This window comes from Kitasatospora sp. NPDC034533, from assembly GCF_055575155.1.
Genome location: NZ_JBVITE010000071.1, coordinates 14,758 through 27,523, shown reverse-complemented (window position 1 = coordinate 27,523; position 12,766 = coordinate 14,758). Strand labels below are relative to the sequence as shown.

At 73.6% G+C, this 12,766-nt stretch carries 12 protein-coding genes and 1 pseudogene; 7 read left to right on the top strand and 6 right to left on the bottom strand.

Translation table 11 applies throughout. From position 1 onward, the window contains the following. Nucleotides 1–219: 219 nt before the first annotated feature. Nucleotides 220–429, bottom strand: a complete 210-nt coding sequence (locus ACZ55U_RS33355; RefSeq protein WP_465532270.1) for a hypothetical protein — start codon at nt 427–429, stop codon at nt 220–222. Nucleotides 430–931: 502 nt separating this feature from the next. On the opposite strand from ACZ55U_RS33355, the gene ACZ55U_RS33350 reads away from it, so the two are divergent. The 3 genes from ACZ55U_RS33350 (at nt 932) to ACZ55U_RS33340 (ending at nt 4,360) form a co-directional block, all read left to right on the top strand. Next, nucleotides 932–2,734, top strand: a complete 1,803-nt coding sequence (locus ACZ55U_RS33350; protein ID WP_465532268.1) for an outer membrane protein assembly factor BamB family protein — start codon at nt 932–934, stop codon at nt 2,732–2,734. 200 nt (nt 2,735–2,934) lie between these two features. Further along, the gene (locus ACZ55U_RS33345; protein ID WP_465532266.1) at nt 2,935–3,837 is read left to right on the top strand and encodes a GNAT family N-acetyltransferase; all 903 of its coding nucleotides are present in this window, start codon (nt 2,935–2,937) and stop codon (nt 3,835–3,837) included. Between the two features lie 274 nt (nt 3,838–4,111). Next, nucleotides 4,112–4,360 (top strand): hypothetical protein, encoded by a 249-nt coding sequence (locus ACZ55U_RS33340; RefSeq protein WP_465532264.1) that lies wholly within the window; start codon nt 4,112–4,114, stop codon nt 4,358–4,360. A gap of 379 nt (nt 4,361–4,739) precedes the next feature. On the opposite strand, the gene ACZ55U_RS33335 is transcribed toward ACZ55U_RS33340, so the two are convergent. The 3 genes and pseudogenes from ACZ55U_RS33335 to ACZ55U_RS33325 form a co-directional block, all read right to left on the bottom strand. Then, nucleotides 4,740–5,234: a hypothetical protein gene (locus ACZ55U_RS33335; protein WP_465532262.1), complete on the bottom strand. Its 495-nt coding sequence runs from the start codon at nt 5,232–5,234 to the stop codon at nt 4,740–4,742. A 400-nt stretch (nt 5,235–5,634) separates the two neighbouring features. Next, nucleotides 5,635–5,856, bottom strand: a pseudogene (locus ACZ55U_RS33330) (carbohydrate kinase family protein); the annotation flags it as partial. Nucleotides 5,857–5,881: 25 nt separating this feature from the next. After that, nucleotides 5,882–6,844, bottom strand: a complete 963-nt coding sequence (locus ACZ55U_RS33325) for a zinc-binding dehydrogenase (RefSeq protein WP_465532259.1) — start codon at nt 6,842–6,844, stop codon at nt 5,882–5,884. Between the two features lie 176 nt (nt 6,845–7,020). On the opposite strand from ACZ55U_RS33325, the gene ACZ55U_RS33320 reads away from it, so the two are divergent. Further along, on the top strand, nt 7,021–7,635 hold the full coding sequence (locus tag ACZ55U_RS33320) for a TetR/AcrR family transcriptional regulator (RefSeq protein ID WP_465532257.1): 615 nt from the start codon (nt 7,021–7,023) through the stop codon (nt 7,633–7,635). Between the two features lie 189 nt (nt 7,636–7,824). On the opposite strand, the gene ACZ55U_RS33315 is transcribed toward ACZ55U_RS33320, so the two are convergent. Then, complete coding sequence (locus ACZ55U_RS33315) at nt 7,825–8,421, bottom strand: hypothetical protein (RefSeq protein ID WP_465532255.1); 597 nt, start codon at nt 8,419–8,421, stop codon at nt 7,825–7,827. 159 nt (nt 8,422–8,580) lie between these two features. Further along, nucleotides 8,581–10,785 carry an MMPL family transporter gene (locus tag ACZ55U_RS33310; protein ID WP_465532253.1) on the bottom strand — a complete coding sequence of 735 codons (2,205 nt, stop codon included), beginning with the start codon at nt 10,783–10,785 and terminating at the stop codon, nt 8,581–8,583. Between the two features lie 572 nt (nt 10,786–11,357). On the opposite strand from ACZ55U_RS33310, the gene ACZ55U_RS33305 reads away from it, so the two are divergent. The 3 genes from ACZ55U_RS33305 to ACZ55U_RS33295 all read left to right on the top strand — a co-directional run bounded on the left by ACZ55U_RS33305 (nt 11,358) and on the right by ACZ55U_RS33295 (nt 12,695). Next, a complete protein-coding gene (locus ACZ55U_RS33305; RefSeq protein ID WP_465532251.1) occupies nt 11,358–11,999 on the top strand; it encodes a TetR/AcrR family transcriptional regulator in 642 nt (213 codons plus the stop codon). Between the two features lie 212 nt (nt 12,000–12,211). Continuing rightward, on the top strand, nt 12,212–12,391 hold the full coding sequence (locus ACZ55U_RS33300; RefSeq protein ID WP_465532249.1) for a hypothetical protein: 180 nt from the start codon (nt 12,212–12,214) through the stop codon (nt 12,389–12,391). Nucleotides 12,392–12,455: 64 nt separating this feature from the next. Then, complete coding sequence (locus ACZ55U_RS33295; protein WP_465532248.1) at nt 12,456–12,695, top strand: NUDIX hydrolase; 240 nt, start codon at nt 12,456–12,458, stop codon at nt 12,693–12,695. Nucleotides 12,696–12,766 lie beyond the last annotated feature (71 nt).

Sequence of the window (12,766 nt, the reverse complement as noted above, 5' to 3'; positions counted from 1 at the left end):
GGACCACCCGCGAGTCCGGGCACTCTACGAGCGGTGGGGTGACACCTGGACGGGACCGATGCAGTCGTACCCCGACTCGTCCCGCTGCGACTCCATGCTTCGCCCGATCATGTGACCTCGGGCAGTAGTGGTTCCCCCCGTTCTCGAATCCCGCGCCCGGCCCGGCCTCGGGTGGGTCTGGGTGGGGCCTGGGCCGACTGCCGGGGTTCGGCGGTCAGGTCACCCGCTGGTGCAGTTGACGTTCTCGCCCGGGATCGTGTCGATGGGGATACCGATGTTCGCGATGCCTTGGCACGTGCCCTGTGGGATCTGCAGGTCGACGTTCCGGATGATGTTGACGTCGAAGTCGTCGGCAACGGCGTAGTTGGCGGTGGCGATGACGCCGACCATGGCCAGGGTGGCGGCTGGAAGGGCGATTCGCATGCGCATGTTTCTCCCAAGGTTGTGACGGACCGTCGTCCTACGAGCACACCGCTCAGGGCGGCCACCGGCAACTCCGGCCGTCCGACCGAGGTGACGGCACTTGCGCCGTCCGGAGGAGGCCGCCTTTGCCCGGCCGGGGAACCACCACCAGCGAGGCCGGCCGGGCCGACGCCGGCGCGGCAGGCGTCGCGAAGGCCCCACTCCAGCGTCCGGGTGTCCAGAGGCTGCGGGTGAACTGGTGTCTCCTGGGAGGAGGCTTGCCGTAACGCAGAGTGATGGAGGTGTGGTACGGCGCAAGGGTCTGGATGCCCGGCGGCGAAGCCGGACGCCGCGAGGACGTACGCCGGACCGGGGTGAGCCGCCGAGGGTGGACGCGCACCCTCCCAAGGAGACCCCGGCCGAGCATCCCGACGTCTGACGGCCCGCCTTCCCGGCCCGGCCCCGGTACGGCGGTGCTCCGAGTCCGTCCCCCGCGATACGTTCATGACCTCACAACCGGAGGTGGAACATGGGTCGTTGGGGAATCGGGGCAGCGTCCGACGGACCGCGCGGGCGCAGGGCCGCGCGGCGGCGGCTGGCGGCCGAGCAGGGCTGGGCGTTCCACGAGGAGAGCCCCGAGCTGGCCGAGCGCTGGCGCGGAGCGGTGCTCTCCATCGGCGGCTCCGCGCCGCGTGCCCGGTTCGTGGCCAACGGCACGCTCGACGGCCACCGGGTCACCGTGTTCGACTGGGTCACCGGCCGGGGCGGCGACGGCATACGCACCGTCCACCTGGTCGAACTCCCCCGGCCGCTGCCCCTGGTGGTGGTCTCCCTCCACACGCTGGGCGCCGACCGGCTGCTGCCGCTGCTGCGCCGCCAGATCCTGGAGAAGCCCGGCCACCACCTGTACGAGAGCGGCGACGAGGCGTACGACGCCGTCCACCTGGTCGAGACCACCGACCCCGATGTCGCCGGGCGCCTGCTGACGCCCGCCGTCCGGGAGTTCGCCGACGACCACCACTGGCTGGAGTGGCGGGTGGACGACCGCTGGCTCTGCCACGTGGGCCCCGCCGAACCCTCGCTCGGCCCCGAGCAGCCGCTGTCCGTCCTGCGCTCGCTGACCCGGCTCGTCGACCTCGCCGACCCGGCCCTGTGGGGCAGGCCCCGCCCGGCGCACACGCGCCGCCCCGCCCCCGCCGCCGCCACGCCGTCCTCCTCCGCGGCCACGCCCGCCGGCCCGGCCGCCATGTACCGCGGCGATCCCGCCCACACCGGCGTCCGCCCCCAAGCCCCGGCCCCGGCCGGCTTCCTGCCCTGGAGCACCCGCCTGCCCGAACGCCCCACCAGCTCCCCCGTCGTCTGCGCCGGCACGCTCTACCAGAACGCCGGACAGCATTGCTACGCCCTGGACGCGCTCACCGGCGAACCGCGCTGGCGCCACGACGCCGGGGACCGGCTGACCGGCACCCCGGCCGTCGCGGGCGACACCGTCTACGTGATCGGGGAGGACGGCCTGCTGTACGCGCTCGCCGCCGAGGACGGCACCGAGCGCTGGAGCACCCGTGTCGGCGCCTCGGCCTCGCCGACCGTCGCCGACGGCGTGGTCTACACCGTGACCATGTCGATGTTCGCGCTGCGGAACACCCGCCCCAGCAAGCTGATCGCCACGGACGCCCGCACCGGCCGACGGCGGTGGGAGCAGCTCCTGCCGGACGGCTCCTGCTCGGCCGCCGCGGTGGCCGACGGCCGGGTCCACGTCACGGGCGTCAAGGGGCAGTTGGGCGCCTACCGGGTGAAGGACGGCAAGCGGCTCTGGTACGACGACAACGCCGAGCGCTACCTCGCCCTGTGCTCCCCGAGCGTCGCGGACGGCACCGTCTACCTCGGCACCGGTGCCGGCCTGCTGCACGCCTTCGACGCGGCGACCGGCAAGCAGCGCTGGGGCGTCGAGGTCGGCCTCAGCGCGATCGACGACAGCCCGGCGGTCATGGACGACCTGCTCCTCGTCGGCGACTTCCACACCGGCGTCCACGCCCTGAGCAGGAGCGACGGCATGCGCCGCTGGCGCCTCGCCGGCCCGCACGGCGCCTCCGCCGTCACGGTCGCCGGCCCCGACGCCTGGGTGGTCACCGCGGCCCGCAACCGCACGCTGCTGCGCGTCGACCCGGCCACCGGCACGGTGCACTGGCGGCGGCCCCTGGACGCCACGGCCGGCAGCCCGGTCTACGCGGACGGCGTGGTGTACGTGACCACCGCCAAGGGCACCGTCCTGGGCCTCGACGCCCTCACCGGCCGCCGCCCCGCCCGCTCCCGACGGCGCCGGCTCTCCTGACGTCCGCCCTCCTGACGCCGGCTCTCCCGACGGCGCCGGCCCGCCGACCCGCCGGCCGCCGCCTCGCCGAGGGGGCGGCGCACCGGCGGAGCCTTCGGGGCCGGGCACCCGGCTCCCGGTGGGTGGGTTCACGTCGTATCATCGGCGTGTACCGCATCGCATGGCGGCTTTCCCATCACCTGACCCATGGAGAATCAGCCATGCCCGTACGCGTGTTCCGTCGCGATGACCGCGATCAGCTCACCGGCCTCGTCAACGCGCACGCCGCCGCCGTCGTCCCCGGCGCCTCCGCGTCCGTCAACACGGTGGTCAGCAGCCTGGAGCGACGGCCCGAGGAGTTCGTCACCGACCCGTGGGTGGCCGAGCGGCTGACACTGGTCGCCGAGGAGGACGGGCGGGTCGCGGCCGCCGCGCACCTGCTGTGGTACCGGGACGACACCGGGGTCGGCCCGGCCCTGCGGGGTGCGGGTGTCGTCGAGTGGTTCCTGTTCCGGCCGGGGGCGGAGGAAGCCGCCGACGCGCTGATGGGCGCATGCCTGGCGCAGTTCGCCCGGCGCCGCGTGCGTGCCCGGTACGCCGAGGGGGAACTGCCGGTACCGGGGGTGTGCGGCGTGCCGGAGCAGTGGCCGCACGTCCGGGCCGCGTACGAGCGGGCGGGCTTCCGGCACACCGGCCGTACGGAGATCCTGCTGCTGGCGCGGGTCGCCGATCTGCCGGGCGCGTCCGACGACAGCGGTCTCGAACTGCGGCGCACCGTCGGCGAGATCGGGACGGTACTGACCGCGCACCGGGGCGGGGAGCCGGTGGGGTACCTGGAGTTGGACACCACCCTGGACCGCCCGGAGCGGCGGTCCAGGACCGGGGGCCTCGCCGACATCAGCGCCCTCGAAGCGGACGACGACGCCGTGCTCGACCACTTGCTGGGGCACGCCGGCGAGTGGCTCGGGCACTGCGGCGCCGACCGGCTGCTGGCCTACGCCACCCCGGACGAAGCCGCGCGGACAGCGCGGTTGACGCGCCGGGGCTTCCGGGAGATCGCCCGAACCGCGCGCGGCTGGGAGCACCGCCCGGGCGCGGTCGCACGGCCTGCCCCACTGGCCTGACGGGGGGCGGCCCGCGCCGGAGCAGGACGTTCACGAGGGCGGGCAGCACGCGGTGGTGGCCGGCCGGGCGCCGTCAACGGCGTCCGCATCGGCGGGTTCGGCGTCCGCTGACCGCACGTCACCGGCCCGCCGCCCCGCCTCCGGGGCGGCGGGCCGACGGCTTTCCGCCAAATTGGTCTCTACCATTGCCCCGAATCCGGGGTTCCGGAAGGCTTGCCGCCGGACGCCGGGAACCGGACTCCGGCGTTCTCCCTTGAGCGAGGAAGACATCCACATGGCACTTCGCAAAGCGGTTTCCACCCTGGCCCTGGCCGGACTGCTCACGGTCGCGGGCGGCCTGATGGCCGCCCCCGCCGCCCAGGCGTCCCCCACCCGCACCACCGGTTACACCTACGTCGGCATGTACCCGAGCGGCGCCGCGTGCGATGCCGCAGGCCGGGCCTACGTGGCCCGGGGCGAAGCCGTCTCCTACTTCTGTGACGTCGCCCCGAACACCGCCCGCCTCTCCGTCTGGTTCTCCTGAGAACCGCCCGGGTGGCCATCTGAGGGCGGGAGGCCGGCCGTGGTCGGCCTCCCGCCCTTCTCCCTGCCCTGGCCCTGGTGGCTGGTTGGCGGGCCCGCCCTTGGGAGGGCCCGCGATGGACACCGCCCACACCCCCCAGGTGCTCCGCACACCTGGCCACGGAGCTGAGGAGATTCGGCGACAGGTGCTCCGATGAGGCAGCGGGAGCCCCGGGCCCGTGAAGGTTCCGAGCGAGGCTCTTCCGGTGCGCCTCACCATCCTGGAGGGCGGATCGCCGCCCTGCCGCACCGACCGGGAGTGGGGTGGGGTGGGTAATCCGCAGCAGCATCGCGGTCGACGGCGCCGACGGGCGACTCCGCCGGGTCCACGGGCGGACTCCTCACCCTGCCGTCAGCCGGCGGTGGGTGATCCGCACGAGCTCGTGCCAGAACGGCGCGGCGGACAGGTAGCCGCCGAGCGCGGCGAGGACGCCGAGCGAGACGTCGACGCTCACCCGGCCCTGCTTGGCCCAGTAGACGTCCTGGAGGTCCAGCAGCAGCGCGAACTCGTCGGAGATCAGGGCCGCGCCCGCGCCGTAGACGGCGGCCACCGCCGGGTGGCCGACCGCCCGCTCGTCGCCGCGGACGGCCACCAGGCCGACTCCGGCCAGCGCCGCGATGCCGATGTTGTAGTGGTGCAGGTGCTTGCCGCCCGCCGAGATGTTGCCCCAGGGCAGCCAGCCGCCCCTGATCCCGTGCGTGATGAACCGCACCGTGCCGAAGGTGGTCCCGAACGCCGCCCACATCACCACCAGCGACCGCTTGGTCGGCGTCAGGTGCCGGTCCGCCGCCCGCTGCCACTCGTCCACCAACCGCGTGGGTGTCCCCGTCGCCATGCCACCGACCTCCGGCCGCCGTCCGGTCCCCCACAACCGACGCTAGCCGATGTGCCGCCCGTCCACCCGCCGGGCGCCGGGCTCGGTCCCGGAGGGACGCGGCGGCCGACACCGGTCTGGTGACCGGTGCCGACGGGCCTGCCGCTGCCAGGCGGTCACCTCGCCGGGTGAGCGAGGATCTCCACCCCGGGCGGCAGCGGCTCGCCGGGCGGGGAAGTGCCGGGAGCCAGGGAGGTGCCGGGGGCCAGGGACGGGCGCCGCGCTCGCAGCCGCCCACGCCGAACGGCAGCACCGAGGGAGCGGTCGACGGTTTACTCCGAGGACCGCCGAAACGCCGGTCGGGTGAGGCGAAGGGTCAGAACCCCCGAGCGGTGCCGTCCAGGTCCTCACGACCGGGCGGTCACCGCACGACCGGGTCCGTACCGTCCAGGAACGCCGACAGGTCCCGTCTCGCCGGGGAGCCCTCCCAGTCCCCTGTGTTGAGACAGGCCAGCGCGCCGCACGCGTTGGCCGCTCGCAGCCGGTCAGCCGGCGGGCGGCCGTCCAGCAGGGTGGCGAGGTAGCCGGCGACGAACGCGTCGCCCGCGCCGACGGTGTCGACCGGCTCGATGGGGAAGTCCTCGACTTCGGCTTCGCCCGGGGCCGGGTCAGGGCGCCAGTACGACTCTGCCGAACACCTCGCCCGTGTCCATCCGGCGGTGGGCCAGTGCCGCTTGGTCCAGCGGCAGCACGTCGTGGACGACCGTGCGCAGGTCTCCGCGTGCGGCAGCGGCGAACTGGGCCGATCGCACGCTCTGGCGGGCGGGGCCGGGCACGGTGTCGGAGCTGAAGGTAGCGAACGTCAACGACCTGCGGAAGGCGTCCACCAGCCGCATGCCGAAGTCCGCCGGCGGATGCCCGCCCACCACGCCGACCGCCACGAACCGCCCGTTGGGGTTCAGCTTGTCCAGGAACAGGGGGAGCTGGGCGCCTCCCACGACATCGATCACCACGTCGAAGCCCGCCGGCGCGTCCGGGCCGCCCGCACCGGTGCGGTCGAGGACGTGGGTGGCGCCCAGCTCCCGCAGGCGGGCGCCACGGTCCGCCGACGAGGTGGTGACCGCCACCGCGCCCGCGCCGTGCCCGGCGGCGAGTTGGACCGCCGTGATCCCGATGCTGCCGGCCGCTCCGCGCACGAGCACCGTCTCTCCGGGCGTGAAGCCGGCCCGTTCCAGGGCGAAGTGGGCGACCACACCGGACCCTCCGAGGGCCACCGCGGCGGCTGCGGTCAGGTCGTCGGGCAGCGCGAGGACGTCCTCGACCGCGGCGACGGCCCGCTCGGCGTACCCGCCGGACAGGCCGGTGAACGCCCACACCCGCCGCCCGAGCCACGCGGCGTCCACGCCCTCCCCCACCGCGGTGACCCTCCCCGCGACCTCGCTGCCGAGGAGGTGGCCCTCCCGGAAGCCGTGGGCGGCGAGCGTTCCCCGGCGGATCACGGCGTCCACGCCGCCCACCCCGATGGCCTCCGGGGCGACCTGCACCTGTCCCGGGGCGGGTGCGGGCTCGGGCACGTCGACGACCTCCAGGCCGTCGGGGTCGCCGAACGTCCTGATCACGACGGCTTTCATCGCTGCTCCTCGGGTCGATGGGGGAGGTTTTTGAGGGTTCGTCCGATGGACGGGCGGGCCTGAGCGTCGAGCGGGTTCCGGGACCGGCCGTCACCGGCGAAGCGCCGGGACGGGCCCGGGGCGCCGCCTTCGGACCGTAGCGGACGCCCCCGTCCGCTTGGCTAAAGTGAGAGACGATGACCGCCCGATTGCCTCAGCCCGTGCGCTCCGACGCCCGGGACAACCGGCTCAGAATCCTGGACGCCGCCCGCGCGGTGTTCGGCGAGAGGGGCCTGGACGCACCCATCCGGGAGGTCTCCCGGCAGGCGGGCGTCGGCCCCGCCACGTTGTACCGGCACTTCCCGACCAAGCACGCGCTGATCACGGAGGCGTTCGCCGAGCAGCGGCGCGCCTGCCGTACGGCGGTCCACGACGCCTTGGCGGACCCCGACCCGTGGCGCGGGTTCCGAAGCCTGATCGAGCGGATCTGCGAACTCCACGCGCAGAGCGTGGGATTCGCCGACGCCTTCATGACGGCCTTCCCCGGGACCATGGACTTCGCCGCCGACCGGGAGCGGACCCTGCGGGCGGTCGGCGAACTGGCCCGCCGCGCCCAGCGGACCGGCCGGCTGCGCGCCGACTTCGTCGTCGACGACCTGGTCCTCATGCTCACGGCCCACCGAGGTCTCCACGACACCCCGCTCCCCGCCCGGGCCGTGGCCTCCCGCCGCTTCGCCGCCTACGTCATCGACGCGTTCCGCGCCGTACCGGAACCGGGGACGGAAGCGCCCACGCCGCCGCCACGCCCGTAGCCCGTTCGCCCGCCCGCTTGCCCGTTCGCCCGACACGGCGCAGGTCCGTCACCCGGAGACCGGCCGGCTACGCAGCGGCTCCGCGCAGTTGTCGCACGGCGGGCCGTGCGGGCGTCGCCGAGCCTGGGCGCCGTCGTGGTGGGGTGCCGCGGCCTAGCCTCGTACAGCACGGCGGCCCAGCCGGATCACCTACGCCGACGAGCCCGCCCGCCACCGGTCGAACTCGTCCACCGTGCGCACCCCGTCGTCGAGCACCGACCGGTAGACGTCCCAACTGCGCACGCCGCGGCCGTACTCGGGGCTGTCCGCCCACGCGTGCTTGATCAGCAGGATCGCCTCCCGGGTCTCCGTGGTGAGCCGCTGCGGCAACGTCCGCAGGTGCGCCAGGTCCGGCTGGCGGTCGGGCTCGTCGACGAACCAGATGTCCAGGGACCACCGGTGGCCCCGCGGCGACCGGTAGTCCAACCCGAGGTACAGCCCGTCCGGGTAGCCGGGGTCGGTGTTCCAGGCGCCGGTGTCGTTGCGGAACCGCACCTGCCGCACCCGCTCGTGCAGCGCCAGCCTCGCCCCGATCCCGGCCACGGCCTCGTGCACCCCTTCGTCGAGCCGGGGGCACACCACCGTGACGTCCAGGTCCCTGCGCACCATCAACCCCAACGCCGCGCTCCCCACCCGTACCGGCTCCCCGAGCCGCGCGAGCAGCTCGTCCAGCCCCAGGTCGTTGTTGACCTCCTCGGCCTCGGCCTGGAGTTCGTCCTGTCGCAGCATGAGCCGGTGCGTCGCCATCGCGCCATTGTCCCCGTTCCCGGCGGACGGCGGGCATCCCGCCGCCCGGGGCCGATCTCGCGAACGGACACGCGTGACGGTGGTCTTCGCGGTCGGGGCACCCGCGAAGACCACCGTCGTAGCTCGCGCCATGCGGTCGGTCAACCGCCCGGCGCGTTCTCAGGCGCGAACGGCCGCTCGCTCGTCCGGCACCTCCCCCTGGGGGTCGGGGGATCCGGTCTCGTGGTGCCTGGTGAGGCCCTCGCCCTCCACGTCCACCGCCGGGAGCACCCTGTCAAGCCACTTCGGGAGCCACCAGGCGCGCTCGCCGAGGAGGGCGAGGACGGCCGGGACGATGGTCATGCGGACGAGGAAGGCATCGGCGAAGACGGCGAAGGCGAGGACGAAGCCGATCATCTTGACCATGGGATCGCCGGAGCCGATGAAGCCGGCGAAGACGCAGATCATGATGGCCGCGGCGGCGGTGACCACGCGGGCCCCGTGGCGGAATCCGGTGACGATGGCCTGGTCGGGCCTCTCTCCGTGGACGTGCGCCTCGCGCATGCGGGTCACCAGGAAAACCTCGTAGTCCATGGCCAGACCGAAGACGACGCCCACCATGAAGATCGGCATCATGCTCATGATCGGGCTGGTCTGTTCAACACCGAACAGGTCGGCGGCCCAGCCCCACTGGAAGACGGCGACGACGGCACCGAGCGAGGCCAGCACCGAGAGCAGGAACCCGAGGGCCGCCTTGAGCGGGACCAGGATCGAGCGGAACACCAGGGTCAGGAGCAGGAAGGCCAGGCCGACCACCAGGCCCAGGTACGGGGCGAGTGCGGAGTCGAGCTTGTCCGACACGTCGACCTTCATGGCCGTCATGCCGGTGACCATGACGTTGTCGCCGGTGTGGCTCCGGATGTCGGCGAGGAGCTTCTCGGTCCTGGGGTTGTCGGGGGCCGTGGTCGGCAGGACCGTGAGGACGGCGGTGCGCCCCGCCTGGTCGTAGGTGGCGGGTCCGACGGCCGCGACGCCCTCCAGCCCGGTGACGGTCTGGCTCACATGGGTCGCCTCGGCCTTGACGTCGCCGCCGTCGGCCGCCGCGTCCACGGTCACCAGCAGGGGTCCGTTGATGCCGGGGCCGAAGCTCTCGGCGAGCATGTCGTACGCCTTGCGCTGGGTGGTGCTGCGCGGCTGGTCCCCGTCACCGGGCAGGCCCATCTTGAGGTCGCCGACCGGGATGGCGACCACGCCGAGGGCGACCACGGCGGTGAGCAGGGCGAGGACCGGTCGGCGCAGGACGAAGTGTGCCCACCGGGTGCCCATGTTCGGGCTGGACAGATGCCCCACACCGCGCCCTGTGCGGCGGGCCTTGCGGCCCAGGACGCGGTGACCGGCGAAGCCGAGCAGCGCGGGGATCAGGGTGAGCGCGATGACCACCGCGATGGCGACGGTGCCGGCGGCGGCGAGGCCCATCTTGGTGAGCAGCGGGATGTTGACGACGGCCAGTCCGGCCAGCGCGATCACGACGGTGAGGCCCGCGAAGACGACGGCGGAGCCAGCCGTGCCGACCGCGAGGCCCGCCGCCTCCTCCCGGTCGCGGCCCTCGGCGAGTTCGGACCGGTAGCGGGAGACGATGAACAGCGCGTAGTCGATGCCGACCGCGAGGCCGATCATCGAGGCGAGCGTCGGGGTGGTGCTGGACAGGTCGAGGACCTCGGTGAGCGCCGTGATCGAGGCGACACCGATGCCGACCCCGATCACCGCCGTCAGCAGCGGCAGGCCGGAGGCGACGAGTGAGCCGAAGGTGATCACCAGGACGACGGCCGCCAGCACGAGGCCGATGACCTCGGCGGACCCGGCCTCGGGGATCGTCGACAGGGCGGTGCCGCCCGCTTCCGTGGTCAGCCCCGCGTGCCGCCCCTCGTCGAGGACGTGGTCCAGCGTCTTCAGCGAGGCGTCGGACATCTCGCTGAACTGCACGTTGTAGGACACCATGACGTAGGCGGTCGTGCCGTCCTGGCTGACGGCCTGGGCCGTGAAGGGGTCGATGACGGCCGCGACCTGGTCGTTGCCGTGGCCGAGTTCGGCGACGGCCGCTTCGACGGCCCGCTTGTTGTCCGCGGCGGTGATCTTCTGGCCCGCCGGGGCGCGGAAGACGATGTTCGCCTGGGCGCCGTCCGCGTGCATCTGCGGGAAGCGCTCGTCCAGCAGGTCGAAGGCCTTCTGCGCCTCGGTGCCAGGGATGGAGAAGGTGTTGTTGCCGGTGGAGTCGGTGCTGATCGCGCCGGCACCGGCCACGACCAGCAGGGCCACCCACAGCAGGGCGACGAGGCGTCGGCTGCGGAAGGACCACCGGCCGAGCTTGTAGAGGAATGTGGCCACGGGAAACGTGCTCCCAGTCGGGTTGTCGGATGGGGAAGAGGGCGCGGGGGACCGGCACGACGGCCCGTCGTACACGCCGGCCCGATGGCCCCCGGCGGCCCGACGGCACGCGTCGGGAAGAGGCGCGGGAGACAGGGGCTCGTGTCGCCGGAGGCCCCGTTGCCGGGTTGCCGGGGGTTGCCCCCACAGCTAAGTGATAGGTAACTACCGATTCGATAGTAAGCTATCACTTAGCTGGAACCGGAACCGACCGAAGGGGTGCCCCATGAGTGCTGCCACCGCGGAACACGACCACCGCCCGAGGGGGTCCGGACGGCGCGGGAGCAGGGCTTCGGTCGTCGCGGCCAGGCTCCGCCTCCCGATCGCCCGGCTGCCGCGGTGGACGCCGCGCGAGCGTCAGCCGGTGCCCACCGCAGGCGCACCGCGCGGGCGGGGCACGGCGACGCGCCTGTTCACCGGGCTGTAGATCCCCGGGCTCGGCGGGCGCGGGAACCGTGGCGGACCGGCTGCGACGGTACCGACCGGCGGCGGGGCCCGGGACAAGCGACGGCAAGACACGGGAGAATGGCCAGATGCCGAACACCACGCCGCACACACCCCGGACCCGCAGAGCCGACGCCCGTTCGAGCGCCGCGCGCATCGTGGCGGCCGGCCGGATCGTCCTCAGGTCCGGCGCGGGCTCCCTGGAACAGATCGCGGCGGAGGCGGGAGTCGGCATCGCCACGCTCTACCGGCACTTCCCCAACCGGGAGGCCATCGTCCGGGCCGTCCTCGACGACATCCTCGAAACCGACCTCCTCCCGCTCGTCGCCGACGCCGGGAACCTCGACGATCCGCGCCGTTCGCTCCAGGGCATCGCCACCCGGATGCTCGACCTGATCACCGAGGAGCGGGGGCTGGCCACGTTCGCGGGCAACTTCAACGATGTCGCCCTCGACGTCCTCCGGCGCTTCAGCGAGTCGCTCGCCCCCCTCCTGGAAGAGGGCCAGCGGCGCGGGGAGATCCGCGCCGACGTCACCGCGGAGGACATCCCCCACTTCCTGGTCATGAGCATCGCCGGCCTGGTCCTCCCCGGTACCACGGCTTCCATCCGCGCGCGCTTCACGGCCCTGCTCTTCGACGCGCTGAGCCCGGCGGGCGCGACGCCCCTGCCCCCACCGGGCGAGGACCCCGGCGACCTCCGTTCGGCGATCTCCGGCGTCACTCACCTCTGACCCCGCACCCGGGAACGTCTCTGGGTGATCTGATGATCATTCGACCTTGAGGACGTCGGCGAGGCGGCGGGCCGCTTCGTCCGCGGCAGGTTCGGTCCTGCACTCATTCGAGTGAAGAATTCGGCATTGCTCCCGGCATAACCGCTGGGTGCTGCTCTGATGGCGTCGGCCCGCCGCCAGGCGGGTCGCTCCATGACCGCATGGGCTCTCCCATGCGCGCCGACGAACGGAGACGCCATGAGCCGAGTTTCGAGGCCCAGGACCATGCCGGCGGCCGCGGCCAGCGCCATCTTCCTGGCCGTGGGCGTCACCGCGGCCCCGGCGGAACGGTGAACTGCCAGGTCAACGCCAACGGCGGCGCGGACGAGAAGTTCCATCTCGGCCTCGCCTGACCAGCTCCGCGGGCCGTACCCGCCGATCGGCAGGTGCGGCCCGCGGTTCCGAGGAGCCTGTTCAGTGATCGACTTCGACCAACTCACCGACCTCGCCGCACGCGAGGGCATCGAACGGATCGGTGTGGGCGTGGTGGTCCGGGACGGCTCGGGCCGGGTCCTGATGGTCCGCAGGTCCCCGGCCGACGTCCTGCCGGGCCTGTGGGAGTACCCGGGCGGCGGCTGGGAGGACGGCGAGCCCTGCGGCTCGGTGACGAGGGCCTGGCCGTGCGCATGGTCCCCCTCGACGAGGTGCTCGACCTGAAGGTCCCGCCCTACCTGCGGCACTACCTGCCGATGCTCGCCGAGGCGACCGGCCCGCCGCCCGGGAGGACC

Excerpts from the sequence above, each read along its gene's own strand:
- ACZ55U_RS33355 (WP_465532270.1), bottom strand. The coding sequence starts at position 429 with ATGCGCATGCGAATCGCCCTTCCAGCCGCCACCCTGGCCATGGTCGGC.
- ACZ55U_RS33350 (WP_465532268.1), top strand. The coding sequence starts at position 932 with ATGGGTCGTTGGGGAATCGGGGCAGCGTCCGACGGACCGCGCGGGCGC.
- ACZ55U_RS33345 (WP_465532266.1), top strand. The coding sequence starts at position 2,935 with ATGCCCGTACGCGTGTTCCGTCGCGATGACCGCGATCAGCTCACCGGC.
- ACZ55U_RS33340 (WP_465532264.1), top strand. The coding sequence starts at position 4,112 with ATGGCACTTCGCAAAGCGGTTTCCACCCTGGCCCTGGCCGGACTGCTC.
- ACZ55U_RS33335 (WP_465532262.1), bottom strand. The coding sequence starts at position 5,234 with ATGGCGACGGGGACACCCACGCGGTTGGTGGACGAGTGGCAGCGGGCG.
- ACZ55U_RS33325 (WP_465532259.1), bottom strand. The coding sequence starts at position 6,844 with ATGAAAGCCGTCGTGATCAGGACGTTCGGCGACCCCGACGGCCTGGAG.
- ACZ55U_RS33320 (WP_465532257.1), top strand. The coding sequence starts at position 7,021 with ATGACCGCCCGATTGCCTCAGCCCGTGCGCTCCGACGCCCGGGACAAC.
- ACZ55U_RS33315 (WP_465532255.1), bottom strand. The coding sequence starts at position 8,421 with ATGGCGACGCACCGGCTCATGCTGCGACAGGACGAACTCCAGGCCGAG.
- ACZ55U_RS33305 (WP_465532251.1), top strand. The coding sequence starts at position 11,358 with ATGCCGAACACCACGCCGCACACACCCCGGACCCGCAGAGCCGACGCC.
- ACZ55U_RS33300 (WP_465532249.1), top strand. The coding sequence starts at position 12,212 with ATGCGCGCCGACGAACGGAGACGCCATGAGCCGAGTTTCGAGGCCCAG.